Annotated in this window: 11 protein-coding genes; 9 read left to right on the forward strand and 2 right to left on the reverse strand. The window is 73.7% G+C overall.

Annotation, left to right across the window (positions count from 1 at the left end; all coding sequences use genetic code 11):
• Positions 1–11 precede the first annotated feature (11 nt).
• From G472_RS0106440 to recN, 3 genes are all read left to right on the forward strand, one after another.
• On the forward strand, positions 12–1,124 hold the full coding sequence (locus tag G472_RS0106440) for a glycosyltransferase family 4 protein (RefSeq protein WP_029007716.1): 1,113 nt from the start codon (positions 12–14) through the stop codon (positions 1,122–1,124).
• Positions 1,125–1,209: 85 nt separating this feature from the next.
• Positions 1,210–2,028 (forward strand): outer membrane protein assembly factor BamD, encoded by an 819-nt coding sequence (locus G472_RS0106445; RefSeq protein ID WP_029007717.1) that lies wholly within the window; start codon positions 1,210–1,212, stop codon positions 2,026–2,028.
• The gene (gene recN / locus G472_RS0106450; protein ID WP_245593411.1) at positions 1,995–3,704 is read left to right on the forward strand and encodes a DNA repair protein RecN; all 1,710 of its coding nucleotides are present in this window, start codon (positions 1,995–1,997) and stop codon (positions 3,702–3,704) included. Before G472_RS0106445 ends, recN begins: the two co-directional genes overlap by 34 nt.
• Before the next feature lie 7 nt (positions 3,705–3,711).
• On the opposite strand, the gene G472_RS0106455 is transcribed toward recN, so the two are convergent.
• Entirely contained in the window at positions 3,712–4,323 is a 612-nt protein-coding gene (locus G472_RS0106455; RefSeq protein WP_029007719.1) for a LysE family translocator, read from the reverse strand.
• Between the two features lie 106 nt (positions 4,324–4,429).
• On the reverse strand, positions 4,430–5,323 hold the full coding sequence (locus G472_RS31640; RefSeq protein WP_051340514.1) for a LysR substrate-binding domain-containing protein: 894 nt from the start codon (positions 5,321–5,323) through the stop codon (positions 4,430–4,432).
• A 247-nt stretch (positions 5,324–5,570) separates the two neighbouring features.
• Between G472_RS31640 and phnA the strand changes: the two genes are divergently transcribed.
• From phnA to G472_RS0106490, 6 genes are read left to right on the forward strand one after another with little or no spacing between them, the layout of a single operon-like run.
• Positions 5,571–6,812, forward strand: coding sequence for a phosphonoacetate hydrolase (gene phnA, locus G472_RS0106465; protein ID WP_029007720.1), 1,242 nt, complete (start codon positions 5,571–5,573; stop codon positions 6,810–6,812).
• A 1-nt stretch (position 6,813) separates the two neighbouring features.
• Positions 6,814–8,091, forward strand: coding sequence for an alkaline phosphatase family protein (locus G472_RS0106470; RefSeq protein ID WP_035691408.1), 1,278 nt, complete (start codon positions 6,814–6,816; stop codon positions 8,089–8,091).
• A gap of 32 nt (positions 8,092–8,123) precedes the next feature.
• On the forward strand, positions 8,124–9,686 hold the full coding sequence (locus tag G472_RS0106475; protein ID WP_245593412.1) for an ABC transporter substrate-binding protein: 1,563 nt from the start codon (positions 8,124–8,126) through the stop codon (positions 9,684–9,686).
• Entirely contained in the window at positions 9,683–10,564 is an 882-nt protein-coding gene (locus G472_RS40510) for an ABC transporter permease (RefSeq protein WP_035691414.1), read from the forward strand. Before G472_RS0106475 ends, G472_RS40510 begins: the two co-directional genes overlap by 4 nt.
• Positions 10,561–11,472, forward strand: a complete 912-nt coding sequence (locus tag G472_RS0106485) for an ABC transporter permease (RefSeq protein WP_029007724.1) — start codon at positions 10,561–10,563, stop codon at positions 11,470–11,472. The genes G472_RS40510 and G472_RS0106485 overlap by 4 nt, the downstream gene beginning before the upstream one ends.
• Entirely contained in the window at positions 11,469–13,118 is a 1,650-nt protein-coding gene (locus tag G472_RS0106490) for a dipeptide ABC transporter ATP-binding protein (RefSeq protein WP_029007725.1), read from the forward strand. Before G472_RS0106485 ends, G472_RS0106490 begins: the two co-directional genes overlap by 4 nt.
• Positions 13,119–13,167 lie beyond the last annotated feature (49 nt).

The following is a 13,167-nucleotide window of genomic DNA, read 5'->3' on the forward strand; positions in this document are numbered from 1 at the left end:
GGGATGCGCGCATGCGCCTGGCGTTCCTGGACTTCGCGGGGTGGACCTACACCCCCGACACGCCCTATGAGCGGCCGCTGGGCGGCATGCAGTCGGCGGCCTGCTACCTGGCGGAGGCGCTGGCCCGCCGCGGCCACGGGGTGTCGCTGCTGACCGGCGACGCCCCGCCCGTCACGGTGCGCGGTGTCGCCGTGCAGCCGGCCACGGGGGAAGCATGCCGCGCCGCCCTGACCGGGACCGACGCCGCCATTGTCGTGGGGGGCTGCACCGCCACCGTCGCCGCCTTCCTGCGCGAGGCGGCACCGCCGCCGGCGCGGCTGGTGCTGTGGACCGGCCACGCCCACGACCAGCCGGCGGTGGCGCCCCTGGCCGACCCCGCCGTGCGCGGCCTGTTCGATTCCGTGGCCCTGGTCAGCGACTGGCAGCGGGGCAGGTTCCACGCCGCCTTCGGCCTCGACGCCGGGCGCACGGCGGTGCTGCGCAACGCCATCGCCCCCGCCTTCGAGGCCCTGATCCCCGAGGACGAACCGGTGCTGGCCGGCCGGCCCCGGCCGCCGGTGCTGGCCTACACCAGCACCCCCTACCGCGGGCTGAACCTGCTGCTGGCCGGGTTCCCCCACCTGCGCCCGCTGGTGCCGGGCGTGCGCCTCCGGGTCTTCTCGTCCATGGCGGTCTACGACGGCACGGCCCCGGAAGCCGATCCCTTCACCTCCCTCTACGACCGGGCGCGGTCGCTGGAGGGGGTGGAGTATGTCGGGGCGGTGCCGCAGCCGGAGTTGGCGCGGGCCCTGCGCTCCGTCTCCTGCCTCGCCTACCCCAACAGCTTCGAGGAGACGTCCTGCATCGCGGTGATGGAGGCGATGGCGGCGGGCTGCCTGATCGCCACCTGCGCCCGCGCCGCCCTGCCGGAGACCCTGGCCGGATTCGGCGTCACCATCCCGCCCGACGACGACCCCGGCACCTTCGCCGGCGACTTCGTGCAGATGCTCGCCTGGCTGCTGCCCCGCTTGCAGGCGGAGGCGCCCGCCTTCGAGGACCGGCTGCGCCGCCAGGTCCGCCACGTCAACGCCACCGGCACCTGGAGCGTGCGCGCCGGCGAATGGGAACGGCACCTGGCGCGGTGAGCGGCCCCGGCTCGCTCATCCTCCTTGCGGCGCGGCCTTGCGCCCGTGCTATATAGGGCCACCGTCCCCGAGCCTCATGAGACCGATGCGCCTTCCCTCCTTCCGCACGCCGATCGCGGCGATCCTGGTCGCGCTGTCCCTGGGCGCGTGCTCCAGCACTCCGGACGAGCCGGAGTATGTCGAGCGCCCGGCCGAAACGATCTTCGAGGAGGCGGAGGCGGCCATGCAGGCCGGCCGTTACAACAACGCCGCCAAGCTGTTCGACGAGGTGGAGCGCCAGCACCCCTATTCGACCTGGGCCACCCGCGCCCAGCTTCGCGCGGCCTATGCCCATTACGAGGACCTGAAGTACGACGACGCCATCCTGGCGGCGGACCGCTTCATCCAGCTCCACCCCGGCAACCCCGACGTGGCCTACGCCTATTATCTGCGGGCGATCAGCTATTATGAGCAGATCACCGACGTGCGCCGCGACCAGCGCATGACCCAGGCGGCCCTGAACGCCCTGGCGGAGGTGGTGCGCCGCTTCCCCAACACCGATTACGCCCGCGACGCCCGCCTGAAGATCGATCTGACCAACGACCACCTCGCCGGCAAGGAGATGGAGGTCGGGCGCTTCTACCTGCGCCAGGGTCAGTACACCGCCGCCATCGGCCGGTTCCGCGTGGTGGTGGAGCAGTTCCAGACCACCTCCCACGTGCCCGAGGCGCTGCACCGCCTCGTCGAGTGCTACCTGACGCTCGGCGTGGTGGACGAGGCGAAGACCGCCGCCGCCGTGCTGGGCCACAACTTCCCCGGCAGCGAATGGTACATCGACAGCTACGCGCTTCTGGTCGACGCGAACATCCGCCCCGAGAGGAACGAACGCTCGTGGATCAGCAGAGCCTGGAACTCCCTGTTCTAGGGCGCTCGACCCTCGCCGCCCTGTCGATCCGCGACGTCGTCCTGATCGAGCGGCTGGCCCTCAACCTGCGGCCGGGCCTGGGCGTGCTGACCGGCGAGACCGGTGCCGGCAAGTCGATCCTGCTCGACGCGCTGGGTCTGGCCCTGGGCGCGCGCGCCGACTCCGGCCTGGTCCGCCGCGGCGCCGACCAGGCCACCGTCACCGCCGAGTTCGACCTGTCCGGCGACCACCCCGCCCTGGACATCCTGCGCGAGCAGGGGCTGGAGGCGGAGGAGCGCCTGGTGGTGCGCCGCACCGTCAGCGCCGACGGCCGCAGCCGCGCCTGGGTCAACGACCAGGCGGTGGGCGTCGCCCTGCTGAAGCGGCTGGGCGAGGAGCTGGTGGAGGTGCACGGCCAGTTCGACACCCACGGCCTGCTCAACCCGCAGACCCACCGCGGCGTCCTCGACGCCTACGCCGGCCTGGACAGCCGGGCCGCCCGGGTCGCCGCCGCCCACCGGGCGTGGCGCCAGGTGGAGGACGCCCGCGCCAACGCCGCCGCCGAGATCGCCCGCGCCCGCGCCGAAGAGGAATACCTGCGCCACGCCGTGGCCGAGCTGGACGCCCTCGCCCCCAAGCCCGGCGAGGAGGAGGACCTGGCCGAGACCCGCGCCGTGCTGATGCACCGCGAGAAGGTGGTCGAGGCGATGAACCAGGCCTTCGCCGAGCTGGCCGGGGAGCGCGGGGCGGAACGCCTGCTGGCCGCCGCTACCCGCACCCTGTCGCGCATCGCCGACAAGGCCGCCGGCCGTCTCGACCCGGTGATCGCCGCGCTGGACCGCGCCGCCGCCGAAGCCGCCGAGGCGTCGAGCGCGCTGCAGGCCGCCTCCGCCGACGTGGACATGGACCCCGGCGCCCTGGAGAAGCTGGAGGAGCGGCTGTTCGCCCTGCGCGCCGCCGCCCGCAAGCACGCGGTCGAGGTGGACGCGCTGGCCGCCCTGCGCGACGACTTCGCGCGGCGCCTGCTGCTGATCGAGGACCAGGGGGACCTGCTGACCCGACTGGCCCGCGAGGCGGAGACGGCGCGCGCCGACTACGTGAAGGCGGCCGAGTCCCTGAGCGCCGAGCGGCGCAAGGCGGCGGGACGGCTGGACAAGGCGGTGGCGGCGGAACTGCCGCCCCTCAAGCTGGACAAGGCCCGCTTCCGCACCCTGGTGGAGGCGCTGGACGAGGCCGACTGGGGCCCCGGCGGCATCGACCGGGTCGCCTTCCAGGTTGCCACCAATCCCGGCGCCCCGCCCGGCCCCATCAACAAGATCGCGTCCGGCGGTGAGCTGGCGCGCTTCATGCTGGCGCTGAAGGTGGTGCTGGCCCAGACGGGCACCGTGGGGACGCTGGTGTTCGACGAGGTGGACACCGGCATCGGCGGCGCCGTCGCCGCCGCGGTGGGCGAGCGCCTGGCCAAGCTGGGCCAGACGCTGCAAGTGCTGGTGGTCACCCACAGCCCGCAGGTGGCGGCCCGCGGCGCCACGCACCTGAAGGTGCAGAAGGCGGTGAAGGGCGAGCATGTGACCACCGGCGTCGCCGTGCTGGACGGCGACGAACGCCGCGAGGAGATCGCCCGCATGCTGTCGGGCGCCACCGTCACCGCCGAGGCCCGCGCCGCCGCCGAGAGCCTGATCGCCGGGCGGGGGTGAGCGGCGCCTACGACGCCGTCAGCGCCCCGGCGGACACCAGGGCGGTGCCGCCCACCCGGTTGACGGTGCGGCGCACCGTCGGCCGCCTCAGCGCCCCCCGCACCCTGGACGCCAGCAGGCCGTACAACGCGGCGTTGGCCGCCGCCATGGCCACGAACGTCGCCCCCATGACCAGGATCTGGTCGCGGAACGGCCGTCCGGGATCGACGAACTGCGGCAGGAAGGCCACGAAGAACACCAGACTCTTGGGGTTCAGCGTCGTCACCATCCACATGTGGACCAGCATGCGCCAGGGCCGCATCGACGGCGCCTCTGCGACGGCGTCCGCGTCCGGCACCGGCGCCCGCCACAGCATGATGCCGAGATAGACGAGGTACGCGGCCCCCGCCCATTTCACCGCGGTGAACAGCGTCGCCGACGCCGCCAGCAGGGCGCCCAGCCCCAGCATGGACAGGGTCATGGCGGTGAAGTCGCCCAGCGCCACCCCGGCCACCGTCGCCAGCATGGCGCGGCGGCCGTGGCTCAGCGAGTAGGACACGACCAGCAGGACGGTCGGGCCGGGAAGGGCCAGGAGGACCGCCGAGGCGGCGGCGAAGGCAAGCCAGATCTCAAATGACATCGGTGGACTCCGGAACGGTTCACCCGCCGAGCCATCCACAGCCATCGTTCGAACGCAATCATCTTTTCAGCCGCCCCACCGGCGGGGCAGCCGGCCCCGCCGGTGGTCACGCCCCGTCGGCCGCACCCCGTCCCTCGGCGCACAGCCACTGCGCAAAGACCGCGGCGTGTTCCGCGGCGCCGCCGGCGGGGTCGTAGAGCGCGACCACGGTCGGTCCCGGCACCCGGATGTGGGGGAAGGGAACGGCCAGACGCCCGGCCGCGATCTCGCCGGCCACCACGGGGACCGGGGCGGCGATCAGCCCCATGCCGTTCAGCGCCGCCTCCAGGGCGACGTAGAAGTGGTTCGACACCATGCGCCGCGGCACCGGCCGGCGGCCCAGTCCGGCCGCCTCCAGCCAGCGTTCCAGCTCCATGGGGCGCGAGGCGCTGCTCAACAGGACGCTGTCCGGCACCGCCTCGGGATCGCCGGCCAGGTGCCGCACCGGCTCCGGCGCGCCCACCAGGGTGATGCTCTCGTCCAGGAACGGCACGGCCGTCCAGCCGGGGACCGCCTCCATGCCGCGGCGGATCACCAGGTCGGCGGGGAAGGCCCGCCAGTCGTCGGTGGTGTGGGTGGTCTGCACGCAGACCTCCACGTCCGGGTGGAGCGTGCGGAAGCGCGACAGGCGGGGCACCAGCCAGCGCAGGGCGACGGTGGCGGGCGCCAGCACCAGAAGCCGCGCCGGCCCGTCGGCGGACAGCCGGCGCGCGCCGCGGGCGATCTCGTCGAAACAGGCGCCGAGCGTGCGGGCGAACTCCGCAGCGTCGGCGACCGGCACCGGCCGGGCACCGCCACGGTCGAGCAGCGGCCGCCCGAACCATTCCTCCAGCCCGGCGATCTGCTTGCTGACGGCACCGTGGGTCACCCCCAGGTCCTCCGCCGCGGCGGAGACGCCGCCGCAGCGGATCACGGCCTCGAAGGCCAGCAGGGATCGGAGCGAGGGAAGACGTCGGCGCATGCCGTGAGGTTACCTCACATCGCCCGTCAATTAAAGTGATTTGCCCGCAGCAAACTCATGCTGTTAACGTCTGCCTCAATAAACGACAGCAATACAGTGTTTCATCTGAATGAAACTTGTGTGACGGTTTTGTTTTGTCGTGGTCAACGGTTCTGTTTTTTGCGCGATATTCTCCTGACCTTCGGCAATTTCGAGAGGGTTTACAGGGGAAGAACCGGCGTTTGCACAACCATTAAGGACTCTTTGTATGCCCAGTGCGATCGAAGTCGAGCTTCACGGACGGACCTACCGCGCCCCGCGCCGACCGACGGTGGTGATCTGCGCGGACGGCTGCGACCCGGACTACATCCGGCACGCCATCGCGAACGGGGTGACGCCGACGCTGGCCCGGTTCATGGACGACGGCTTCGCCGCCGTGGCGGACGCCGCCATGCCCACCTTCACGAACCCCAACAACATGTCGATCGTGACCGGCGCGCCGCCGGCGGTGCACGGCATTTCCGGCAACTACTACCTCGACCGCGACACGGGACGGGAGGTGATGGTCACCGACGCCTCCCTGCTGCGCTCCCCCACCATCCCCGGCCTGCTCTCCCGCGCCGGCGTCGCCACCGCGGTGGTCACCGCCAAGGACAAGCTGCGCCGCGCCCTCGGCCATGGGCTGGAGGGGATCTGCTTCTCCTCCGAACGGGCGGACGACGCCACCGTCGCGGAGAACGGCATCGCCGATCTCGCCGGGCTGGTCGGCCGCCCCGCCCCCGATCCCTACTCGGCCGACCTGTCGCTCTACGTGATGGACGCCGGCATCCGCCTGCTGGAAACCGGCCGCGCCCGACTGCTCTACCTGTCCCTGTCCGACTACGTGCAGCACAAGCACGCGCCGGGCGAACCGGAGGCCGACCGTTTCTACGCCGCCCTCGACGCCCGGCTGGCCCGGCTGGCGGCGCTCGGCGCGGTGGTGGCGCTGACCGCCGATCACGGCATGTCGGACAAGGCCGCACCGGACGGCACGCCCAACGTCCTCTATCTGGAGGACGCTGTGAACGAGCGGTTCGGGGCCGATGCGGTCCGCGTCATCTGCCCGATCACCGATCCCTTCGTGCGCCACCACGGGGCGCTGGGCGCGTTCGTGCGCGCCTATCTGCGCCGGCCCGACACGCTCGGCGCGGTGCTGCGCTTCGTGGCCGGCCTGCCGGGCGTGGAGGCGGTCATGGACCGGGCCGAGGCGTGCGCCCGCTTCGAGCTGCCCGCGGATCGCGAAGGGGATTTCGTCGCCGTCGCCGGCAAGGACTGGGTGATCGGCGCGCGCCGGGCGGAGCACGACCTCTCCGCCCTGGCGGGGAAGCGGCTGCGCTCCCACGGCGGGCTCGGCGAGCAGCCGGTGCCCTTCATCCTCTCGCACCCCCTCTCCCCCGCCCACCGGGAGCGGGCGGCGGAGCGGCTGCGCAACCGCGACATCTTCGACTTCGCGCTCAACGGGGTGGTGTGACATGGCCCGCCGCGCCGTCATCGTCATGCTCGACGGCCTGCGCCGCGACTTCGTCCGGCCGGACCTGACGCCGGAGCTGCACGCCCTGGCCGCCGACGCCTGCGTCTTCCCCGACAGCGCCACCGTCTTCCCGTCCTGCACGCGGGTCGCCTCGGCCAGCATCGCCACCGGCTGCCGGCCCGGCCGCCACGGCATCGAGGGCAACACCCTGGCGCTGATGGAAGACGGCCGCCCCGTCCTGCGCGACGTCGGTCCGCCGGGCTTCTTCGCCCACCGCCGCGCCGTCACCGGGCGCGCCATGGACGTCCCGACGCTGGCCGAACGGGTGGCAGGGCACGGCGGCTCGATCGTCTTCTCCAACGTCTCGCCGGGGGCGGCCTTCGCCCTGGACCCGGACGGCCACGGCTTCGTCTACCACCGCGCCCTGTCGGCCGGCCCCGGCGGCATCCCCGTTCCGGCCGGCGACGCCCTGGCGGTCGGCCCCGGCATCGAAGGGGACCGGGCGATGACGGAACGGTTCTGCGACGAGGTGCTGCTGCACCGCCGGCCGGCCCTCGCCGTGCTGTGGTGCGGCAGCCCCGACACCGGCCTGCACGCCAACCCGCCGGGCTCCCCTGCGGCGGTCGAGGCCGTCGCGGCGGCGGACCTCTGTGCCCGCCGGGTGGCCGCGACCTGCCGGCGGCTGGAGGAGAACGGCGACGAGGTGCTGCTGATCGTCGCGTCCGACCACGGCCACCAGACGGTGGAGGCGGTGGTGGACGTGGCCGGCGCACTGGTCGACGCCGGCCTCAAGGACGCTCCGGAGTCCGACGACGTGGTGGTGGCGCCCAACGGCACGGCGGCGCTGATCTATCTGCATCCCGCCGCCGCCGCCCGCGCGCCGGCGATCGCCGGCTTCCTGCGCGACCGGCCGTGGGCCGGCCGCGTGGCGGAGGGCGAGGAGCTGCGGTCGCTGGGCCTCTCGCCCGGCGGTCCCCTCGCCGTCGCCCTGTCCTTGCGCGACGACGACGCGCCCAACGCCCACGGTGTTCCCGGCCGGTCCTTCGCGGCGGCGGCGGGACCGGGCAAGGCCGTCGCCATCGGCTGCGGCCAGCACGGCGGCCTCGGCCGGTACGAGCGGATGCCCTTCCTGATGATCCGCGGGCCGGGCTTCCCGGCCGGCACGCGCAGCCCCGGCCCCGCCTCCCTCATCGATTTCGCGCCGACGGTGCTGCGGCACCTCGGCCTCGCCGCCGACGGCATGGACGGCGGCCCTCTCCAGCTCGCCCGCGATCCCTGACCGGAGCCCCCCTGACCAGAGGAGTGTCCCCCTTGTCCCGACTGCCCTTCCTTCCCGCCCTGCCCCGCCGCGCCGCGCTGGCCGGCGGCGTCGCGCTTGCCCTGCTGGCCACCCTGCCCGCCGCCGCCGTGCGGGCTGACGATACCCCGGTGCGCGGCGGCGTGCTGAAATACGCCACCCTCGGCCTCGACACCGCCGATCCCCACCGCCACACCGGCAGCATCGCCGTGCAGCAGGCTTATGTAGAGGCGCTGACCGGCATCGGCCTGGACGGCGGCGTCGAACCCTTCCTGGCCGAATCGTTCGAAGTGTCGCCCGACGGCCGGACCTACCGCTTCCGCATCCGCGAGGGCGTGCGCTTCCACAACGGCCGCATCCTGACCGCGGCGGACGTGCTGGCCAACTTCGAGCGCGTGCGCCGGACCGTCAAGGGCGGCTGGCTGGCCAGCGCCATGAAGCTGGTCGACTCCATGGAGGCGCCCGACGACCGCACCTTCGTGGTGCGCATGAGCGAACCCTACGCCCCCTTCCTGAGCCTGATCTCGGAGCTGTGGATCCTCTCCCCGGCCTCGCCCGGCTGGGACGAGACCATCACCCGGCCGATCGGCACCGGGCCCTTCACCTTCGGGACCTGGGTGCCCAACGTGAAGCTGACCGCCCCGGCCTTCCGCGATTACTGGAAGACCGGCCGCCCCTACCTGGACGCGGTCGAGTTCGACCTGCGCGATTCCGACGACCGCAGCCTGGCGCTGCGCTCGGGCGACCTGCACATCGCGTCGGTGGGCCGCGACACCCTGCCGGAGCTGCGCGCCGACAAGGCCATCACGGTGAAGTCGCTGAAGGACAGCACCTGGTACTTCGTGTCCTTCAACAACCGTGCCCCGCGGCCGCCCCTGGACAATGTCCGCGTGCGCGAGGCGATCGCCCACGCCCTGGACAAGCGGGCGTTCATGGGCTTCATCGCCGGTGAGGACGGGGTCGTCACCAACCAGATGGTGGCCCCCGGCAACGTCTATTTCGACGCGGCGCAGCACGCCGCCGACCGCCACGCCGCCCCCGACCCGGACAAGGCGCGCGCCATCCTGGCCGCCGAGGGCGTCGACCCGGCGAAGCACACGCTGGAGGTCGTGTCCTGGCAGGACGCCTACTCCCAGGTTGCCGTCCAGATGGTCAAGCAACTGGGCTTCAAGGTGAACCATGTGGCGCTGGACGACGTCGGTGCCCAGAAGCGGCTCGGCCAATACGACTGGGACCTGGCGCCCATGGCCAGCGGGCCGCGCGCCGACGTGTTCCTGCGCTACGTCCGCCTGATGAGCGACGGCCCCAACCCGGTGCTGTGGGGCGGCGTGCAGGACCCGGCGTTCGACGCCGCCGTCCGGGCCGCCGTCGCCGAGCCCGACCAGGCCAGGCGCAAGGCGCACTATTCCGAGGCGTGGCAGCGGGTGATCGACGGCTACTACACCGTGGTCCTCGGCCACGCCACCAACACCATCGCCAACCGCGCCGAGGTCCGCGGCTGGGAGCCCGGCTTCACCTGGGCCTCCCACTGGGCGACCGGCGGCGTGGGCGAGGTCTGGCTCGCCCCGGCCCGATGACCGCCATCACACCCGAAACCCCGGTGTCCGGCCCGCGCATCCGCCGCGGGCCGGTCGCCGGGGGACCGGCGGCGGCGGCGGTCGCCGTCGTCGCCCTGGTGCTGGTGCTGGCCGTCGTCGGCCCGGCGGTGATCGGCCAGGACCCGCTGGCCCAGAACCTGCTGCACCTCAACCGCGCGCCGGACGCGCAGCACTGGCTGGGCACCGACAATCTGGGCCGCGACGTGGCCGCCCGCCTGGCCGAGGGGGCCCGGCTGACCCTGGCGGTGGGGGCCGGCGGCCTGCTGCTGGCCCTGGCGCTGGGGGCCGGCGCCTCCCTGCTGGCGCTGGCGGCGGGCGGGCCGTTGCCGCTGCTGGTGTTCGGGGCGGTGGACCTGGTGCGCACCATGCCGGGCATCCTGCTGGCGCTGCTGCTGATCGTGGCGCTGGGACCGTCGGCGGGCTCGGTGACGGTGGCGCTGGGCATCGCCTTCGCACCCGTCTTCGCCTACGTCGCCCGCGCCGTCTGGCACCGCGAGATGGCGGCCGATTACGTGGCCGCCGCCACCGTCTTCGGCGCGTCGCGCCTGCGCATCCTGTGGCGGCACGTGCTGCCCAACATCGCCGGCGCCCTGGTCACCCAGGCGGCCATCGTGCTGCCCCGCTGCATCGTCACCGAATCGGTGCTGAGCTTCCTCGGCCTCGGCGTGTCGCCGGAGGCGGCGACATGGGGCCGCATGATCTCCGATGCCAGCCGCTTCGTGGAGCGCGCCCCCCACGCCGTGCTGGCGCCGGTGATCCTGCTGGCCCTGCTGACGCTGGCCCTGTCGGTGCTGGGCGACCGGCTGCGCCGCCACCTGGACCCGCTGCGCCGCGGCGCGCCGGGAGGCGGGTCATGAGCCGGCTGCTCTCCCTCCTGGCACCGGTCCTGCGGGCAGCGTTGCTGGTGGCCGGCATCACGGTGCTGGTGTTCGTGCTGGTCCGGGTCGTTCCGGGCGACGTGGTGGACGTGCTGGCGGTGCAGGGGGACCTGACCGACGCCCAGCAGGCCGATCTGCGCCGTCACCACGGGCTGGACGCCGCACCGGCCGAGCAGTTCGCCGCGTGGATCGCGCGGGCGCTGGACGGCGACCTCGGCCTGTCGCTGCGCTTCCGCACGCCGGTGATCGACCTGATCCTGCACGCCCTGCCGACCACGCTGCTGCTGACGGCGCTCAGCTTCGCCGTCGGCCTCACCCTGGCCCTGGCGGTGGCCGTCGGCGCGGCGCTGTGGCCGCAGTCGCGGCTGGCCGCTCTGGTCAACGCCATCAACGTATGGTCCATCGCCGTGCCGACCTTCTGCGTCGGGGTGCTGGGCATCCTGGTGTTCTGCATCTGGCTGCGCTGGATGCCGGTGCTGGGCAACCTGGTGATCCCCGTCGCGGTGGTCGGGCTGGACATCGCCGGCCAGCTCGTCAAGCCCCTGCACGAGGAGCTGCGCGAGGCGGCCACCGCCGCCCACGTGCGCACCGCCCGCGCCAAGGGGCTGCACCCCCTGCGCGTCGTCCTGTTCCACGTGCTGCCGGCGGCCCTGCCGGTGGTGCTGGCCCTGTCCGGCCTGATCCTGGCCGGGCTGATCGGCGGCACCCTGACCATGGAGGTGCTGTTCGGCCTGCCCGGCATCGGCAGCCTGGCGCTGACCGCCATCCACGGCCGCGACTACCCGCTGATCCAGGCGACCATCCTGTTCCTGGCGGTGGCGGTGGTGCTGATCAACCTGGCGACCGACCTCCTGCAACGCGTCCTTGATCCGAGGCTCCAGCGATGACCCGGGCTCCCCATCCGCCGCTGCTGCGCGTGGACGATCTGACCGTCACCTTTCCCGGAGCCGGCGAGCCGGCGGTGAACGGGATCTCCTTCACCCTGGAGCGCGGCTGCGCGCTGGGGGTGGTGGGCGAATCGGGCAGCGGCAAGTCGCTGACCGCGCTGGCCGTCATGGGGCTTCTGCCGCCCGCCGCCCGGGTCGCCCCGGGGGCGGCCGTCCGGCTCGACGGCAGCGACCTGCTGGCCGGCGGCGAGCGCGCCCTGCGCGCCGTGCGCGGCCGCCGCATGGCCATCGTGTTCCAGGACCCCATGGCCTGCCTCAACCCCTACATGACGGTCGGCCGGCAGATCGCCGAGACGCTGCGCCGCCACCGTCCGGCGTCGGACCGGCCGATGGCGGAGCGGGTGGCGGCGCTGCTCGACGAGGTGGGCATCGCCGACGCCCGCCGGCGCCTGTCCAGCCATCCCCATGAGCTGTCGGGCGGCCAGCAGCAGCGCGCGATGATCGCCATGGCGCTGGCCGGCGACCCGGACCTGCTGATCGCCGACGAGCCGACGACCGCCCTGGACGCCACGGTGCAGCGCCAGATCCTCGACCTGCTGGGCGCCATCCGCGAGCGGCGGCGCATGGCCATGCTGTTCATCTCCCACGACCTCGGGGTGGTGTCGGCGGTGGCCGACACGGTGGCGGTGATGCGCCGCGGCCGGATCGTCGAACAGGGTCCGGCCGGCGCGCTGCTGCGCCGTCCCCGCCACCCCTACACGGCGGAGCTGGTGGGGGCGCGCCGCGGCCTCACCGCCCGCCCGGCGTCCCCGTCACCGCGGCACGGCGCCGCGCCGGTGCTGGAGGCGGTCGGCCTCGCCGTCGACCACCGCGGCCGCGGCCTGTTCGGGCGGCCGTTCCGCGCGGCCGAGGGCATCGACATCACCCTGCACGCCGGCCGCACCCTGGGGCTGGTGGGCGAGTCCGGCAGCGGCAAGAGCAGCGTCGCCCGGGCCCTGGCCGGGTTGCACCGGCCGAGCGGCGGGGAGATCCGCCTGCTGGGCACCGCCCTGTCGGCGCACCGCTGGCGCATCCCGCCGGCCCTGCGGCCGCGCTGCCAGATGGTGTTCCAGAACCCCTACGGCGCCCTCAACCCGCGCCTGACGGTGGCCCGCCTGCTGGCCGAGCCGCTCGAGGCGGTGGGACGCCGCGCCGAGGCCCGCGACCGCGGCCGGCTCGCCGCGGCGCTGGAGTCGGTGGGGCTGCCGGCGGCGCTGCTCGACCGCTACCCGCACGAACTGAGCGGCGGCCAGCGGCAGCGGGTCTGCATCACCCGCAGCCTGCTGACCGAGCCCCGGGTGCTGCTGTGCGACGAGGTGGTGTCGGCCCTGGACCTGACCACGCAGGTGCGGGTGCTCGACCTGCTGAAGGGTCTGCAGGCGGCCCACGGCTTCGCCATGCTGTTCATCGGCCACGACCTGGAGGTGGTGCGCCGCATGTCCGACGAGGTGGCCGTGATGCAGGCCGGGCGCATCGTCGAGCGGGGGGAGACGGAGCGCCTGTTCACCGCGCCGCGCCACCCCTACACCGCCCGCCTGCTCGCCGCCGCCCTGCCCCTGCCGCAGGCCGCGGAGGAGCCGCACCGGGGGGTGGCCAACGCGGTCTGATGCGGCCGGCCGGCGGCGGTCCCGGGCACCCGGCAGGGCAGCCGATGCC

It is taken from the genome of Azospirillum halopraeferens DSM 3675 (assembly GCF_000429625.1).
Classification (GTDB): domain Bacteria; phylum Pseudomonadota; class Alphaproteobacteria; order Azospirillales; family Azospirillaceae; genus Azospirillum; species Azospirillum halopraeferens.